Source organism: Arthrobacter sp. B055-34, assembly GCF_059090425.1.
On sequence record NZ_JBNHFQ010000001.1, the window covers coordinates 192,083 to 208,736 of the forward strand.

At 68.7% G+C, this 16,654-nt stretch carries 8 protein-coding genes; all 8 read right to left on the reverse strand.

The window, feature by feature from the left end:
• Positions 1–76: 76 nt before the first annotated feature.
• The 8 genes from AC5RWO_RS00890 to AC5RWO_RS00925 all read right to left on the reverse strand — a co-directional run bounded on the left by AC5RWO_RS00890 (position 77) and on the right by AC5RWO_RS00925 (position 16,567).
• A complete protein-coding gene (locus tag AC5RWO_RS00890) occupies positions 77–1,708 on the reverse strand; it encodes a serine/threonine-protein kinase (protein ID WP_498728655.1) in 1,632 nt (543 codons plus the stop codon).
• On the reverse strand, positions 1,705–3,297 hold the full coding sequence (locus AC5RWO_RS00895) for an FHA domain-containing protein (RefSeq protein ID WP_498728657.1): 1,593 nt from the start codon (positions 3,295–3,297) through the stop codon (positions 1,705–1,707). The genes AC5RWO_RS00890 and AC5RWO_RS00895 overlap by 4 nt, the downstream gene beginning before the upstream one ends.
• Positions 3,297–4,151, reverse strand: a complete 855-nt coding sequence (locus tag AC5RWO_RS00900) for a PP2C family protein-serine/threonine phosphatase (protein ID WP_498728659.1) — start codon at positions 4,149–4,151, stop codon at positions 3,297–3,299. The genes AC5RWO_RS00895 and AC5RWO_RS00900 overlap by 1 nt, the downstream gene beginning before the upstream one ends.
• Positions 4,148–5,491, reverse strand: coding sequence for an RDD family protein (locus tag AC5RWO_RS00905; RefSeq protein ID WP_498728661.1), 1,344 nt, complete (start codon positions 5,489–5,491; stop codon positions 4,148–4,150). Before AC5RWO_RS00905 ends, AC5RWO_RS00900 begins: the two co-directional genes overlap by 4 nt.
• Positions 5,476–8,097, reverse strand: coding sequence for a transglutaminase-like domain-containing protein (locus AC5RWO_RS00910; RefSeq protein WP_498728663.1), 2,622 nt, complete (start codon positions 8,095–8,097; stop codon positions 5,476–5,478). Before AC5RWO_RS00910 ends, AC5RWO_RS00905 begins: the two co-directional genes overlap by 16 nt.
• Positions 8,094–9,437 carry a DUF58 domain-containing protein gene (locus tag AC5RWO_RS00915; protein ID WP_498728664.1) on the reverse strand — a complete coding sequence of 448 codons (1,344 nt, stop codon included), beginning with the start codon at positions 9,435–9,437 and terminating at the stop codon, positions 8,094–8,096. Before AC5RWO_RS00915 ends, AC5RWO_RS00910 begins: the two co-directional genes overlap by 4 nt.
• On the reverse strand, positions 9,437–10,411 hold the full coding sequence (locus AC5RWO_RS00920) for an AAA family ATPase (protein WP_498728666.1): 975 nt from the start codon (positions 10,409–10,411) through the stop codon (positions 9,437–9,439). Before AC5RWO_RS00920 ends, AC5RWO_RS00915 begins: the two co-directional genes overlap by 1 nt.
• A 69-nt stretch (positions 10,412–10,480) precedes the next feature.
• Positions 10,481–16,567 (reverse strand): Ig-like domain-containing protein, encoded by a 6,087-nt coding sequence (locus AC5RWO_RS00925; protein WP_498728668.1) that lies wholly within the window; start codon positions 16,565–16,567, stop codon positions 10,481–10,483.
• Positions 16,568–16,654 lie beyond the last annotated feature (87 nt).

Consider the following 16,654-nt stretch of genomic DNA (forward strand, 5'->3'; position numbering starts at 1 on the left):
TGGTCGCTCGTGTTTGATCGTGCAACGTTTAACAGCCGCTGAGCCGGCAGTGGGCACGATGTTGTTTGCTTCTAGGTTAGTCGGCGCAGCCTCGGACCGGGTCCGATGACTTTCCGTTGGCCCGCAGCACCACCACCTCGATGCACGTCCGGTCCTTCTCGGCCAGCGGGATGCTCACGCCGGAATCCGGCGTCCGCTGCGGCTCACCCTTGCCCAGCGCGGTCACCGGCGTCCAGATGAACAGGTCGCCGTCGCGCTTGTCGGGATTGGTCCAGGAGAAGACAGCCTCGTCCCCGTCCACTTTGCCCGCCAGTTCTTCCGGCGGCACCACATTGCCGGACAGGCCCTCAATGGCGTTGGCCGGCGGCTGGCTGACCGGCGGCTGCGATTCGGCCGCTTCCGGTTCCGGCGCAGTGACCACCAGCACGGCTGCCACGGCCAGGACAACCACCGCGGCGGCTCCGCCGATAATTCCGACCAGATTCTTCCGGCGCCGAGGTACGACGGCGGTGTCCCCGCCTTCGTCGTGAGCGTCACCAAAGCCGACGGTGGGCTGGGTGGCGGCTCCGCCGTCGTACGTAGTATTTTCCACGCCCGCCGGCGGCGATGGAACCCAGCCTCCGGCCTGGCCGCCGTGGCTCATACCGCCGGTCTTCTCGGTTTCGCGGCGAGATGGCCGCAGAACCGTACGGTCATCCGGGTTGTTGGTGCGCTCGGGGAAGCGTGGGCGGAAAACCGTGGGCGAGTTGGTCGTCGCGTCCGGATCGATCGAGACCACCTGGCGCACCCGGGTGGCTTCCCCGCCGTCGTCCTGCGACAGTTCGTCCCCCGGGTGGGTTTCCTCCAGCACTTCGAAGGGTGTGACCGAAAGGTTCAGCTCCGCCTGGATCCGCTGCAGCGCCAGCGCGAAGGCGTGGGCCGTCGGGAACCTTGAGGACGGAGGCTTGGCCATCGCCGTGGCGAGAGCCTGCTCAAGGGATTCGGGCACGTCGGCACGGCGCAACGGCGGGACCGGTGACGTGGCGATCCGGTTCATCAGTTCGCGCTGCGAGTTGTCCCCGCCAGGCCGGACGAAGGGCGAGCGGCCGGCCAACAGGGTGTAGAGCGTGGCGCCGAGAGCCCAGATATCGGTCTTGACGCCGTCGGCACCCTCGCCCTGGAACGCTTCGGGCGGGGACCACGGGATGGACATGCCGGCGTCGTCGTCAATGCTGTCCGTGGTGCCGGAGATGCCGAAGTCGGTCAGCGCGGGCCGGTTGTAGTCCGTGACCAGGATGTTGGCCGGCTTGATGTCCCGGTGCACAATCCCGGCGCGGTGCGCGGTTTCCACCGCTGAGGCCACCTGGATGCCGAGCGAGAGCACTTCATCTACACCGAGCGGGCTGCTGCGGTAGCGCACTTCCAGGCTCGGGCGCGAGCAGTACTCCATGGCCAGGTAGGAATGGCCGTCCCCCGTGATGTCCGCCTCGTAAATGGTCACGATGAACGGATGGGTGGACAGCTGCGCCATCAGGTTCGCCTCGGACTCGAAGCGGCGGCGCGCGCCTTGGGTCTTCAAGTCAGCAACGAGGACCTTGACGGCGACCTTGCGCTTGGGCCGGTCCTGTTCGTACAAATAGACGTCGGAGAAGCCACCGGACCCGAGCAAGCTGACGTACCGGTAGCCCTCGATCGCGGGCGGCGGTGCGGGCGGACGCTTGGAACTCACGGCAGGTCCTCGAACCGCAGCGAGATGCCGTCGCCCAGGTCCGCGATGTCGCCGTCGAGCAGGATCATCGATTCGCCATGTCCCAGCCGTCGCGGCGGCTGGCCTTCGCGGATCAGCATGGTGCCGTTGGTCGCTTTCAGATCGCACAGCATGACGTGCCAGCCTTCCAGCCGCACCTCCAGATGTGAACGCGAAATGTCACCGCTGACGCTGCGCACCTGAACCAGGCGCGGCATGCCGTTGCCCTGCACGCGCGAGGCGGACGGCTGGCGTCCGACGATCACCGGGCGATCAAGCTCGATGACTTCCCCGGTGGAGAGCCGCATCCTGCCCAGGTTGGGGCGCTGCACCTGGCTGGCATCGTCGGCCAGTCCGGCCGCGCAGATACTGCAGTTGGAACTCGTGGGCGGGTTGGCATGCCCCTGCGGGCAGACGCGGGCCAGCACCATCGGGCCGGTGGCCGGCCGCTGTGCCGGATCCGGAACGGGAGCGGTTTTGGGCGCCCTCGGGAGGTCGCGGCGCAGCAGGGTCTGCCCGTCATGGTCGCCCTCGGGCGCTTCGGCTGTTCGGTCCACCGGCTGCACCGGGCGCAGATCCCGGGCAGCCTCAGCTGCAGCCGATTCCGCCGCCCGTGCCCGCGCGGAAGCCGACGGCGTCAGCCACGGCACGGAATCGATCAGGCTTGCCGGCGCGGACCGCTGGGCCGGGGCAGGCTGCTGTGCCGGGGCGGCCGGAGACGGGGCCGGACTCGCAGGCACCTTGTTCTCTGGGGACGGGATGGCCATCGACGGCGGCAGGTTGGCGCGCTGGGCCTTGGTATGGACGACCGTGTCATCGAGGTCTTCCGCCTCGTCCAGGGCATCAGGATCGTAGATCCCGGTGACTTCGATGCCCTCCGGGACATTGAGTTCCTCGTGCATCGACGCGCGTTCGGCAGGTCCAGCCGTTTCGGACCGGTCAGAGGCAGGTGGGTCAGCAGGTCCAAGCTGCCCTACAAGTTCCGGCTTGAGCTCTCCAACAGCAGCGCCCATAGGCTCCGGCCCGGGTTGCTGCACAGGCTCCGGCTCGGCCTTGGGCTCGGGCGCTTCATCCGTGCCTGGCGCAGCGGCAACTGGGCCTGCCGCTGGTTCAGCCGGGCTAGCTGTTGTGTCCTCGCCGACGCGGATGCCGCCCAGTTGGACGATGCCTTCGGCCAGCGGAAGCCAGCGGCCCCCGCCGTCGCGCCCGTCATTGATCACCAGGTCAAACAGCTCCTGGGCAGGAAGCAGCCGCTCGGTCCAGGTGGTCACGCCCGCGCCGGAGAGTTCGGCCGATGTCCCCACGCCGTCGCTGTTCAGGATCACGTCGCCGCGCAGGATCGCGTGCAGCTTGTCCTGGAAGGACACGATGGCGAACTGCGGTATCGAAGCCAAGTCCATGCCATAACCGCTCACCACGGAGCCGAGCACGGACTCCGGTGCGGGCTGCGTGCCGAGTACGTCCCACACGGCCATGACTACATCTTCGCGGGCGCTCTGTTCCAGCAGCACGATGGTGCCACCGCGGACCAGCCCGAGCCAGGGGCCCGGGCAATAGGTAATTGCTGCCATCAGATCTGCCCCTGCTGTCCCGCCGGCCCGGATCCGCCGGGCTCCAGCCGCGGCAACGTATCGGTCTCTTCGTCCTCGGTACGCGGCGCAGTAGCTGCCTGCGCGGCGTCCTGCGCCACGTCGGCCGCATCGACGACGATCGCGGTGATGTTGTCGCGGCCGCCCGAGCACAGCGCGGCTTGGATCAGCGCCTGGACAGCATCCTGCGGACGGACCGTGGAGCTGAGGATGGCGTGGATGTGCTCGTCGCTGACTTCTGAGGTGAGGCCGTCGGAACAAATCAGCATGCGGTCTCCGGCCTCGACCGGAAGCATCCAGAAGTCCGGTTCGGAATCGTCGCCGGTGCCCAGGGCGCGTGTCACCACGTGCCGGCGCGGATGGACCAGCGCTTCCTGCGCGGTGATCCGGCCGGCCTCCAGCAGTTCCTGGACTTCCGAGTGGTCAACGCTGATCTGCTCCAACATGCCCTGGTTCAGCCGGTAGGTCCGCGAATCGCCCACGTTGAACACCAGCCAGTACGGCACGCCGCGTTCCTCAACCAGCGCCGCGCCGGTGACCGTGGTGCCGGCGCGCGAGCCAGCAGCGGCCCGGATCCGCCGGTCGGCATCCGCAATGAGCTGCTGCAACTCGGCAGCACCCAGCTCGTGGCTGCGGACGTACTCCGTCATCGTCTCCACACAGATCCGGCTAGCCACTTCGCCGGCCTCGTGGCCGCCCATGCCGTCGGCCACGGCAAACAGCGGCGATGCGGTGGTGAAGGAGTCCTCGTTCAGCTCACGCCGCAATCCGCGGTCCGTGCCCGATCCGACTGTGAGCCTGATGTTCTCGATATGGCTCGGTTTGTCCTGGGTCATGCGTGACCAATGACGAAGCTTCGGTCGCCGAATTCCACGGTTGCTCCTGACTTGGCCGCTACCGGAGCACCGGGGACAAGCTGCTGGCGCACGCCGTCCGATCCGGTCACGGCGGTGCCATTGGTTGAATTGCGGTCATTGACCCAGACGGCGCCGCCCTCGATGCGCAGTTCCAGATGGGTCTTGGAAACGGAGCGGTCCAGATCGGCGAAGTCGATAAGCTGCTCCACTTCTTCGCCTGCCGCGGCGGCCGGGTTCCGGCCGATCAGCGCGCTGGATCCGAGGGCGACCTCGCGGCCGTCGTCGAAGCGGATCTTGATGCCAGCCGGTTCCTGCCCGGCACCGGCTGCGTCCGCGGGGGCTGGTGCGGCGTCGCGGACGCGGGTGTAGGCGAACTCGTCATCGACGTGCGACGGCGTTGCTTGAGTGGGTGCGGAGCGTCCAGATACGTCCGGGGCGGCTGGTGCCGGGGTGTCGGGCGCGGCCGAAGTATGAGCCGGCGCGGCCAGCCCATCTGCGGTGGCGCGGGCGGGTGCGTTACCGGCGGGCGTGTTGCCAGCGGGGGTGCTGACTGCGGGAGTGCCGCTGAAGCCCGGGATGCCGGAGATGATGCCGCCCGAACGGGCAGCATTGTCGTCGAAGGGCGGCCACTGCGGGCTCGGCTCGGAACCGGGACCGCCGGCGGGTGCACCGCCGTTGCCGGACGGCTCTCCCATCAGGCCGCCGCTGTGAGCGCCGGTCGAGGCGCCGGCGCTGGCTGCCCCGGCATAACTTGCCTGCGGAACGCCCGCCGGCCCGCCGTTCGGCGTGAAGGTGCTGTGGCCGTAAAGACCCCCGGTGGTCAGCGGGTCGCGGCCGGCGTTCACATCCAGGGCCAGGGTCTTGGCGACTTTGTCGTGCCAGCCCTGCCGCTGGTGGTTCGCGTCCCAGAGGTTGGAAATGACCACGATGACCGCACCGACAACCGGGACCAGTCCGCCGACGGCGATGATCAGGCCGCGGATGAAGATGGCCGCCCAGCCGGGGGCGTTGCCGTCCTCATTAGAGGTCCGCAGCCCGAGCAAAACGTTGCCCGGGGTCTTTCCCGTCCGCGCTTCCCAGCCCCACTTCCAGATGCCGTAGGCCAGGGCCAGCAGCGAGGTGATGCCCAGCCAGAGGAACAGGCCGGCGGCGGCGGAGGCCGCGGCCTCTTCAGTGCCGGCACCGGCTGCACCCAGCAGCCCGACTATGCCCACGCCGTAGCCGATGCCCACCAGCACGGCGGGAGGGAGTTTGTCGATCAGCCACGCGCCGACCCGCTTGCCAGCTGAAGCGCTGACGAGGTTCAGTCTTGCTGCCACGTATGGCTCACTCCCTTGTGTTGTTCCTCGGTCGGTGACTCTACTTTACGGTTTGTGCTCTCGGCGGTGCCAAAGGACCGGCCGGACACGCCCTTGCCGAGCTTTTGTGACAGCCGGAAGCGTGCCTCGGCCACCAGCGAGCGGGGCGAGAACCGCGCCCGCTGGCGCTTCCAGAAGCCCACCGACGAGCCGATTTCGTCCAGCGATTTCTCCACCATGTCCCAGTACTCGCGCACCTGCACCTCGGTGGGCTCGACGCCGCCGAACACGGCAGCGTCCGCCCGGTGCGCCAACGCCGTCGTCGTGCCGGAGGCCGCGGGGAAAGCGTCCGCCAGCTCGCTGGCATGCTCGCGCCGGGTGGCCTTGGCATTGGCGCTGGCGCCCATGTCCGTGGCCAGCGACATGACCTCGCTCCAGCCGCCGCTGACGCGGGTGCTGGGCAGGCCTTCGGCGGCGCGGCGCTTGCGGCGGCGCAGCTTCAGCCAGGCGATCAGCAGCAGCGGGATCAGCAGGATGGCCAGCGGAATCATGGCCACGCCGATGGCAGTCACCAGCCAGCCCCACTGCTCCCAGAAGCCCTTCTCGTTCTGCTCGGCGTCCTGCGGTTCCGGCGCGGAGTCCGGCGGCAGCTCGGCCGGTTCCTGCGGTGGTGGCGGCGGCTGGAGCACCTGTGGCTTCGGTGTCGACTTCGGCTGCTGCTGCGGCGGGGTCGGCTCGTTGTCCTTGTCCGGTGTCGGGTCGAAGGCCACCCAGCCGGCGTTCGTGAACGCGATCTCCACCCAGGCGTGGACGTCCTTGCCCTTGATCTCCACCGGTTGTCCGGCGGTGCGCTCGATGCTGGGATCCGGGTAGAAACCCATCACCACGCGGGCGGGCATGCCCAGATGGCGGGCCATCAGCGCCATCGCCACCGCGTACTGCTCGTCGTCGCCAATCATCTGCTCGGCGTCCAGCAGCGCGGTCATCCGGCTGGCGCTGTGCCCGGAGAGGCTGCGCGCCTCGTCCTCCTTGCCATTGGAGAAGAAGCCGTTCTCGTGCAGGCTCCGCTCCAGCTGGCGGACCTGCTCGATCGGCACGGTTTCATCCCCCACCAGTTCGTTGGCCTTGGTCCCGGTGATGTTGGGCACCTGCTCTGGTTCGGGCAGGTTCAGCGGCGCGAAATCGTACTGGGCCAGCTGCCCGTCCTCGGGCTTGGCCGGAAACGACACGTTGACCGAGTAGTTGTCGCCGGGCCGGATGTACCGGGTGGAGAGGGCGGTTTCGGAGTCTTCGTTGTAGTAGAGGGATCCGGCCACCTCGTCGGCCCGCGGCCCGTCCATCGCCACGCCGTTGAGCTGTCCCCCGGCGGGCAGCCACACGCCGTTGTAGTCGGCGATGTTGAACGTCATCTGCGCAGTGTTCGAGTTCGGGTTTCCGCCGTCGCCGTCCACGTTGCCCAGCGACTGCGCGTCGCCCACGGGTGCGTAGTTGCCGCCGCTTTGCGGATTCACGTTGTAGACCACGCCGTCGTACGTATCCAGCGCGGCCAGCCGCACCCGCTCCCCCGGCGGCAGGCCCTGCACCGTGAAGAGTGTGTCCTCGGACTTGTCCTTCACAAACTGGCGGAAGTCCATCAGCGGCGACGGGTAGTCGTACAGCTCCACCGGGGGAACAACGACGTCGCGCAGCACCTTGCGCTCACCACCTGCGGTCAGCGCGGGGCCGGCCAGCGCGGTAACCGCCGTCGCCAGCGCCAGCACTCCGGCGCCCAGCCCCAGCCGCCGGAGCACGCCGGTCCGGTGGGCGGCGGCGTCGGCGGCCTGCGGATTGGCGGAGACGTGGGCGGTGCTGTCGGTGCGGGAAATGTGCCGGCGCCAGGCCAGCCATGATACGGCCCCGGCCACCAGCAGCACGCCGCGCAGCAGCGGCAGCGTGGGCGCGTTGGTGCCAAACGCGATGCCCAGGATGAACATCGCCGTCACGGGCAGAATCGTCCAGTACGGAGTCTTGACCCGCCACGCCAGCGTGCCGGCCAGCAGCGCCGCCGCCAGCGAGCCCAGGAACGGGACCACCAGCATGCCGCCGTTGACACCCACCGGCGCGGCTACGGTGAGGATGTCCTTCCAGGCGAAGATGAAGCCGGTCAGGACGGTGCGCAGGGAGTCCAGCGAAGGTACGACGCCGGCAATCGCCTGGGTGGGCGCGGCAAAGGCGCTGCCGAGCAGCACATAGGTCAGCAGGCCGGCCGTCGCGGTGGCCAGCAGGCCCAGCCGGTACCAGGAGCAGGCCAGGGCCAGGCCAAGCCCGACCAGGACGCCGCCGAACCCGGCGACCAGATAACGCGGTTCGCCCGCGAAGACGTTGTGGAAGCCAAGCACACCCATCCCCAGCAGCAGGGTGAGCACGGCGGCATCAATGCCGAGGTGCTGCCAGGAACGCGGCAGCACCAGCCCGCGCTCCTGCCCGGGCAGCCCACGGTCGTGTGATGCGGCTCGTTCCCTCGTGGCGGAGGCCTGCTCACGGGGTGCAGCGGTCCGGTTCCGGCGAGAGGCGGCCTCTTCCCGTGGTGCAGTGGCCCGGCGGCGGCTGCGCCTGGGTTCGTTCCCGGGGCTGTCGGGGGCGCTCATGCGGCAGCCTTTCGCAGAATGATGGCCAGGTCGTCCAGGTTGCCCAGCGAGAGGACGGTCAGATCGCCGATGGAGGCTTTGCCCGCGTCCAGTCCGTGGGCGCAGCGGATGGCAAAGGCGCGGATGCCGGGCGGGACGGCAGCCGCGGCGCGGCGCAGCTGGGTGGCGGTGACATGTTCGCCGACCACCAGGAAGAAGACGGAGGCGTTCGGTACCGTGTCGGCCGCGGTCCGCGCAAGGTCGACCGCCGTCGCGCGTTGCGGCCGGCCTTCGATCCGGGTCATTTCGTCCAGCAGGTTGCGCCCGGTCTCGGTCCGCATCGGCCCCTGCTGCGTGAGCACCGAGAGGTTGCGCTGTTCCCGGATGGCCTGCAGGCCGATGGAGGCGGCTACGGAGATGGCGAGCTCTAAGTCATGCTCGCTGGGGTACTCCTCGGTGTTCGTGGAAACGGCGACGGCCAGATGGGCGCGGCGGGTTTCCTCGAACTGGCGGACCATCAGCTCGTTGGTGCGGGCGGTGGTCTTCCAGTGGATGTGCCGGCGGTCATCGCCCGGAACGTAGTCGCGCAGCGCGTGGAAGGACACATCCGCGCTGGAGAGGTCCTTGGTGGGCAGCCCTTCCAGGTCACGGATGAAACCGGAGGCAGAGCCGATCAGCGCGGTGGTCTTCGGGTGCACGAACAGATCGGTCGGCTCGGTCCACATCATCTGCCGGCGCAGCAGCCCCAGCGGATCCGCCCGCACAGAGCGTACCGGTCCGACGACAATGACCGCGCGGCGCTGGGTGGGGATGGTGAAGAGGTCCTCGTGCACCTGGCCGGGCTTCATCCGCGGCAGGTGGAACACCGCGGTGGAGGCGCCCACCGGCAGTTCCAGCGCGGCCGGCAGCAGGGGCTTGGGGTCGGTATTGGTGACTTCTACGCTGCCGATGGCGTGGTCCCCCACGGCCACACGGGTGCGGGCGAGATCCAGTTGCACGCCATAGGAGGAGCGCCCGAGCACAAAGCCGACGGCGATCAGCAGCAGCAGCACCGCCATCAGCCCGCCGGCCTTGGCTTCAGCCCAGCCGTAGGCGGCGCCGAGGCCAAACAACAGCACGGCCGTGCCCAGCACAATCCAGCCCAGCGGCGAGACGATGGAAACCGTCGGCTGGACGTATTTGGCGAGTACCGCCGTCGTTCTTTGCCAATGCGGCGCCAGGAACTCGCCGGCCAACGCCGCCGTTTCCCTGGCCAGCTTCAGCAGCGACGCCGGATGCAGTTTGCTGCTGCGTTCCGGTGTTGCCTTGCGCAGCAGGCGTTTGAGCCGGACGCCGCCGGCACCCGCTTTTGTGGTGGACATTAAACCGCGACGCTGCGCTGCTGCGGTGCGGCCACCTCGGCCAGCACGCGCTTGAGCACGGCCTCGGGGGTGGCGCCAGCGAATTCGGCCTCGGGGTCCATCACGAAACGGTGCGTCCAGACCACCGGGGCAAGTTCCTTGATGTCGTCCGGCAGCACATAGTTGCGGCCATGGACGGCGGCCCAGACCTTGGCCGCCCGGACCATCGCCAGTGCGCCGCGAACGGACACGCCCAGCCGGGTCTCGTCGGCCGTGCGGGTCGCGTCGCAAAGGTGCGAGACATACTCCAGCACCGCGGTATCGGTGTGGTTGGTGGTGGCCAGATCCGCCATGTCGGTCACGGCCGCGGTTGTGATGATCGGCTTCAGCGCCAGCGAACGGTCCCGCGTGGTGCTGCCGCCGAGCAGCTCCACCATGGAGGCCAGATCCGGGTAACCGATGGAGGTCTTGATCAGGAAGCGGTCCAGCTGGGCCTCGGGCAGGCGGTAGGTGCCGGCCTGCTCGATCGGGTTCTGCGTGGCGATGACCATGAACGGCCGGCCGGCCTCGTAGGTGACGCCGTCCACCGTCACGCGGGATTCCTCCATGACCTCCAGCAGCGCGGACTGGGTCTTGGGCGAGGCGCGGTTGATCTCGTCCGCCAGCACCACGTTCGCGAAGATCGGGCCCTTGTGGAACTCGAAGTTCTGCGTCTTCTGGTCATAAATGGTGATGCCGGTGACGTCCGAGGGCAGCAGGTCGGGCGTGAACTGGATGCGGGAGTTTGTGCCCTGCACAGTGGCCGCGAGCGAGCGGGCCAGCATGGTCTTGCCCGTGCCCGGCGCATCCTCAAGCAGCACGTGGCCTTCGGCGAGCATCGCGGTCAGGATCAGCTTGACCACGTGCGGCTTGCCCAGCACGGCTTGGCCGACGTTGCCGACCAGCTTCTCGAAGGTTCCGGCGAACCAATCGGCCTGCTCTGCTGTCATCGTCATGGGGATTGTGTCTTTCTCTTGTACAGGGCGGAAATAAATCGGTTGGGGCAATATGTGCGGAGCCGGCCGTCAGCCGCTCCAGTTGGAGAACTGAAAATCTCCCATTCCTTCCACGGACATGGTGATGGCACCTGGTTCGGGGGAATCGATTTTCGCGATGCATTTGGTCTGGACCCTGCCGCTATGGGCAAATCCTATCGGTGCGCGCCCGTAGTTCGGATCCAGGTTGGTGTCATTCGCCCGGCACCAGACGTCCCGGATGCCCCGGGGGAAATTCCGGTACTCAATGATGACGTAGTGCCAGCCGGAGGTCCCGTCGACATTCACCCTATCGCCGCGGTAGATCCCCGTGATCTCGGCCGGCGGGACAATCTGGGTCCGGCTGAAGCTCCTGCTGCCGTCGGACCGGCTCACGGTCACCGTGATGGTGTAGGACTTGTTGGCTTCCTCCGGGCTGGTCCAGCTGCCGGCGCCGGCGTTCACCGCCTGGCCGTTGACGGTGACCGAGGAGCCGGTGATCTGGCGGCCGTTGCCGTAGGCCTGCCAGTTGGTGTTCCAGGTAAACGTCACTTTCGGCCCGGCAGTGGACGCGGCCAGGTTGGAGGCATCGGTGATCGGACCGTAGGCGCTGGTGGCGTTGGAGCCCGGGCTGGCCGCCCCGGGGCCGCCGGCATTCAGTGCCCGGACCTTCCAGGTGTGATTCTGCCCGTTGGTCGGCGACGAGACGGTGGAACCCGGGCCGCCGAAGGCACGCCAGCCGCCGCCGTCGATCGCGTATTCGTAGCCGGTGATTGCGCTGCCGTTGTTGTACGGCGCGGCGAAATCCAGCTTGACCTGCTCGTTGGCCCCGGTGGCCGCCGCGGTCACGCCCTGCACCTGGTGCGGAACACCGTAAGGCACGACGGCGGCAGAGCGGCCGCTGCGCTCCCCCACGCCGGCCTTGTTGTGCGCGACGACGTCGAAGGTGTAGCTGCCGGCGGTTTTCAGCCCGGTCAGCGACACACCGGTGGTGCCGGCGGAGAGCCCGTTGCGGGTATCGGCCAGCGCGCCGTTCTCGAAGATCCGCAGGTCGTACGCTTCCACCGGAGCGCCGTTGGTGTTGGCCGGCGCGGTCCAGGCCACGTCGATCGAGCCCTCGTTCACCGCGCTGGTGGTCCGCGTGGCGGTGGGCGTCGACGGGGCGCCGGGGACGCCGGCGGGAATCTCCTCGGCGGAGTACGCGCCCCAGTCGGACGGTGTAGAGGCGCGGTTGTTCGCCTGCACCCGCACCTTATAGGCGGTGCCGTTGGCCAGCCCGTTCCAGACCAGCGAGTTCCCGCTGACGCCGTTCTTCTGCAGCTCGCCCACCGGCGGGGCCGGCGAGATCTCCAGGTTGAAGGACTCCACCGGCGAACCCTGCGACGCCGGCGTCTGCCAGGTCACGGTCAGCGCGCCGTCGCCGAAGACCAGTTGCGGCGCGGCCGGAGTTTCGGGTTTCACATCCGGACGGACGACGCCGGACGCCGGCGAAGCTTCGGAGGTCCCCACCGAATTGGTGGCCGTCACGGTGAAGTTGTACTCCTGGTTGTTGGTCAGGTTCTCCAGCGTGCAGGTGTTGGCCGCGCACTCCTGGCTGAAGCCGCCGCCGGAAACGGTGTAGGAAGTGATCCGTTCACCGTTGTCCGCGGGCACTTCCCAGGTCAGTACGGCGGTCCGGTTGCCCTCGCTGACCATGCGCGGAGTGCTCGGCGCGTCCGGCTTGCCCTTCACGGTCAGCGTGACGCGGCCTTCGGTCTCGCGGTCCGGGTCCTCGGTGGCGTCCTGGATCCGGTAGATCACGCCCATGGTGCCGACGAAGTCCTCGTTCGGGGTGATCGCCAGGGTGTCGCCGTTGACCACCACGCTGCCCTGCCCGCCGTCCTGCGGCTGGGCGCTGAGGATCTTCAGCGGCGTTTCGGGGAACGGGTTCGAGTCGTTCGCCAGCACCGGTACGGTCACGGTCTCGCCCTGGTGCGCGTCCGGCACCAGGTCATCCACCGCCACGGCGGGCGGCCGGTCGGTGGCCACCACGCTGATGGTCACGGTGGAGGAGACCGGATCGTGGTTGCCGTCGGTGACGCTGACGTTGACGGTGCCCTCGGCGCCCTTGGCCGCGTTGTTCTGCGCCCGGGCGGTGAGCACGCTGCCGTCGATGGACACGTCCACACCCTCGACGGAGCCTCCGGTCACCGCAAACTCCAGCGCGTCGGCGTCCTGCGGATCGGGGTCGCTCGCCGCCTCCCGCAGGTCCAGGGTCGCTGGCTCGCCGCCCTGCGCCACCTGCAGCGAATTGGCGCTTAAGGTGGGCGGCGCGTTCTGCTCCGGCAGCGGCAGCACCGTGATCGGCACGGTCAGGGTGGCCTTCAGCCCGTCCGGGTCATCCGGCCCGGAGCCGTCGGTGACCTCGAAGCTGACGGACGCGGCACCGGCGTAACCGTCGTTGGAGGTGAAGGTCAGGCCCGTGGCGCCGTCGATCCGCGCCGAACCGGCCACGGCGGCCACCTTGTCATCCTGGGTCAGGCGCGGAGTCCTGCCCTCGCGGACCGCCACGAGCTGCCCGATGTCCAGCGCCAGCGGCTCGCCGGAGCGGACCTCCAGCGGCTGCTGTTCCTTCAGCGCCGGCCGCTGGTCCCCGTTGCCGGGCACCACCACGAACGCGGTGGAGGTCAGCGAGTCCACGTCCTCGAGGGTGTAGGCAATGATCTGCGTGTCGGCCCGCACGGGCACGGTCAGGGTCCGGTCCTCGGCCAGGGCAGCGCCGCCGGCCGGGTCGTCGATGCTGATAGCCAGCCCGCCCAGGTCGCCGTCGGGGTCCTCGTCATTGTTCAGCAGCGGAACGCTGACCTGGTCCTTGCCGGTGGTTTCGGCCACCGCCACCCGGTCATCCCGCGCCACCGGCGGCAGCAGCGGCGCGTCGGGATCCACCTTCACGGTCAGCGTCCCGGTGGAGGTGCCGCCGCGGCCGTCGGTGATGGTATAGCGAACGACGGCGGTGCCTTCCGTTTCCGGGGCAGCAATCCGGAGGCGTCCCTCCCGCAGGCTCAGCTGGAGGTCCGCGTCCGAGCCGAGGCCGTCGGCAGCAAAGGCGATACGGTCGCCGTCGGGGTCCGAATCATTCTTGAGCACGTCCACCGACAGGTTGCGGCCGGGCCGCACGCTCGCCTCGTCATCGACGGCGTTGGGCGGCTGGTTGGCGTCCGAGGACGGGGCAATGCCGATGGAAATGGTCGCGGTGGAACGCGCACCGAGCCGGTCCTGGACCACATAGCTGATGGTGTCCGTGCCGGTGGAACCGCTGCCGGCAGTGTATTCGATGGCGGCGGCCTTGATCACCGCGGTGCCCAGCGTCGGCGCGCGTTCCAGGCCGGCCAGGCTGACCGAGTCGCCGTCGGGATCAATGCCGTCCAGCGGCACCGGAATGCTCACGGTCTTGCCCGCCAGCACGCGGGCGGTCAGGTTCTTCGGCACCGGGCGGGCATTGTTTGCGGTGTCCGTTTCGGTGATGCGGATCCGCACCTGCGCGCTGGCCACCTGGCCGTCCGGTCCGCTGATCCGGTAGACGGCGGTGACTGTTTTTCCACCGTTTGCCTCCGGTCCGGCCTTGAACCGCAGCTGGTTGCCGGAGATCGCGATGGTGCCGTCCGCCGCGGCGGGGGCTTCCACCAGTTCCGTGTCCAGCGTCAGGGCGGCGCCGTTGGGATGTTCGTCGTTCTCCAGCACCGGGATGTTGACAATGTCGCCGGCCCGGACCACCGCCTCGTCATTGTTGGCCCGCGGCGGCAGCAGCTTGGCCGGCGCGGGGACCGGGAAGATCGCCACCTCGCCGGTGGCGCTGCCGGAGCCGTTGGAGACGGTGTAGGTAATGGTCAGCGGCGAAGTCAGCCCGCGGGCATCGTTGACGCGCAGGATGGAGTGGTTGAGCACTGCCACGTCCACCGGGGCCCCGCGCGGCACGGAAACGGACTGGACCACCAGCACCCCGCCGGCCGGATCCGAGTCATTCGCCAGCACGTCCACCAACGATTCGCCCCGCGAGGGCAGCAGCACCACATCGCGTACCGCCGTGGGCACGCCGCTGCCCTGCTCGGCTTCGGTGACGTCCACCCGGATCAGCCCCGGGGAACTCGTGGGGCCGGTGGTGGCCAGGTACTCAAGATAGTAGGTGCCGGCGGCAGCGGAGCTGAAGGTGACCGTGCCGACGTCGTAATTCCCCTGCACGGCGGCATTGGGCACCTCGCCGACGCTGGCCAGCCGCATGGAGCCGCCGGTGGGGTCCGCATCGTTGCGCAACGGGAAGATGGTGGCTTCCTCGCCCACCGTGGTGCGCACATGGTCCGGATTGGTCACCGGGGCCAGCTCGCCGCGCGGTTCAACCTCCACCGTCACCTCGCCGGTGGCGCTGGTGCGGCCGTCGGAGACCGTGATGGTGACCTTCTTCTCGCCGTCGGAAGTCCCCACGTCCTGGTAGGTGAGCACGCCGTCCGGCCGGGTGCGGACGATGTCCCCCGGATCCTCCGCCACCGCGCCCATCAGCAGCAGGTCATCGCCGTCCGGATCCAGCCAGTCCGTGAGCACGTTCCGGCCCAGGCTCTGCCCGGATTCGACCGCCAGGATGGTCTCGCGCTTCTGTTCCGGCGCCGCGTTGGAACCTTCGGGCACCACGCGGAGCCTGACCTGGGCGGTGTCCGTGCCGCCGCGGCCGTCATTGACCTCATAATTGAACGACGACGAACCAGTAGCGTCCTCGGGCAGCACGATCTGCAGGCCGGTCCCCTGGTAGATCCGCTGGACGGTTCCGGTGGCGGGCTGGTCGCCGTTGATGGTGACGGTGAGCAGGTCGCCGTCCGGGTCCGAGTCATTGAAGAGCACCGGCAGCACGGTGGTGCGGCCGGCGCGGACGCCGAACTCATCGGCCACGGCGACCGGCGCCTGGTTTTCCTCCTGGCGCTCCGGCAGCCGGGTGGCCGCGGTGATGTCGGCGGATTCGGTGGTGTCGTCCTCGTCGTCGCCCTTCGGCGGGATCAGATCGCCCCAGTTGTTGACCAGCTGCAGGTTCTTGTTGACCAGCCAGACGTTGCCGGCGTTGACGTCGTTGAGCACCACCACGTCCCGGTTGGTCCGGAACACCAGCTCCGACTGGGCGGACAGGGACGGAATGGGCTGCGACAGGTCGAAGGCATCATCGGCGCAGTCGCGCAGGTAGCCGGCATCCCCCGTCCACGCGGCGTGGATGCAGCCGACCACCTGCACCGGCGCGATGGGCGGCGCGGGGTTTAGGATTTCGGTCAGCTGCGCCTCGCCGCCGTCCAGCGGCTGGGCGATCAGGCCGTTCGAGGTGGCGACGGCCACTCTTTTGCTGGCGTCGCCGGGTTGCTGCAGCCTGGCGTCCTGCGCATCCCCCAGCTCCACCGCCTTGCCGGACGGCAGGTATAGCGTGCCGCCGTCCGGCTCCAGCAGCACCGGTTCATCACCCACGGTGGTCAACTGCAGCCCGTCCGCGTCCTTGATGCCCGGCAGGTCCTGGGCGGAGACTTCCTCGAACATGCCGCCGCCCTCGGGGGCACGGTAACCGGTCAGCCTGCCGGCCTCCGGATCGGCCACATAGACCGTATCGCTGTTACTGACGACGGCAATGGCGCCCGGTGCGTCTTCGGCCAGCGGCTGCGTGGCTTCAGGAGTGAAGGAGTCCAGGCCGTTCGCGGCGACGGCCCACACCTGCCCGGAGGCCGGGTCGCTGACAGCGGCCACCTCGGTGCCCAGCGACAGCTTGGCCGAGCCGGGGAGCTGGTTTTCGGCGCCGTGGATCATTTCGGCCACGCTCACGGTGCTGACGGCATTCTGGTCCAGGTTCTGCAGCAGCACCGCGGCTGCTTCCTGCTGGACGTCGAAGCTGGCGCTGGCCGGCTTGAAGCCGCCGTCGAGCAATTGGGACTGGTAGTTCAGGTGGCCCACCAGGGACTGGGACTTATTCGTCACCCAGATGCCGCCGTCGTTGAGGTCCACGTCCGCAGTGTCCGTGCCCGGGTGCAGGAAGATGCCCGCGCCGACCACGGCGAGCGCCACGGAGAAGGCGGTGGCGGGCATGCCCCTGCGGCGGAAGACAGCATTGCGCGCCTTGCCGAAACCCTTGAAATTCACCGCTGAGAGACCTTTGAGAGACTGATTTTTACCCGGAACCGGGACCCGCGGCCCCCTTGCCGCCCCAGACAGTGTAAACCGCCTTGG

Bases quoted from the DNA above. Each gene is read 5' to 3' on its own strand.
- AC5RWO_RS00920 (WP_498728666.1), bottom strand. From the start codon at position 10,411: ATGACGATGACAGCAGAGCAGGCCGATTGGTTCGCCGGAACCTTCGAG.
- AC5RWO_RS00910 (WP_498728663.1), bottom strand. From the start codon at position 8,097: ATGAGCGCCCCCGACAGCCCCGGGAACGAACCCAGGCGCAGCCGCCGC.
- AC5RWO_RS00900 (WP_498728659.1), bottom strand. From the start codon at position 4,151: ATGACCCAGGACAAACCGAGCCATATCGAGAACATCAGGCTCACAGTC.
- AC5RWO_RS00895 (WP_498728657.1), bottom strand. From the start codon at position 3,297: ATGGCAGCAATTACCTATTGCCCGGGCCCCTGGCTCGGGCTGGTCCGC.
- AC5RWO_RS00915 (WP_498728664.1), bottom strand. From the start codon at position 9,437: ATGTCCACCACAAAAGCGGGTGCCGGCGGCGTCCGGCTCAAACGCCTG.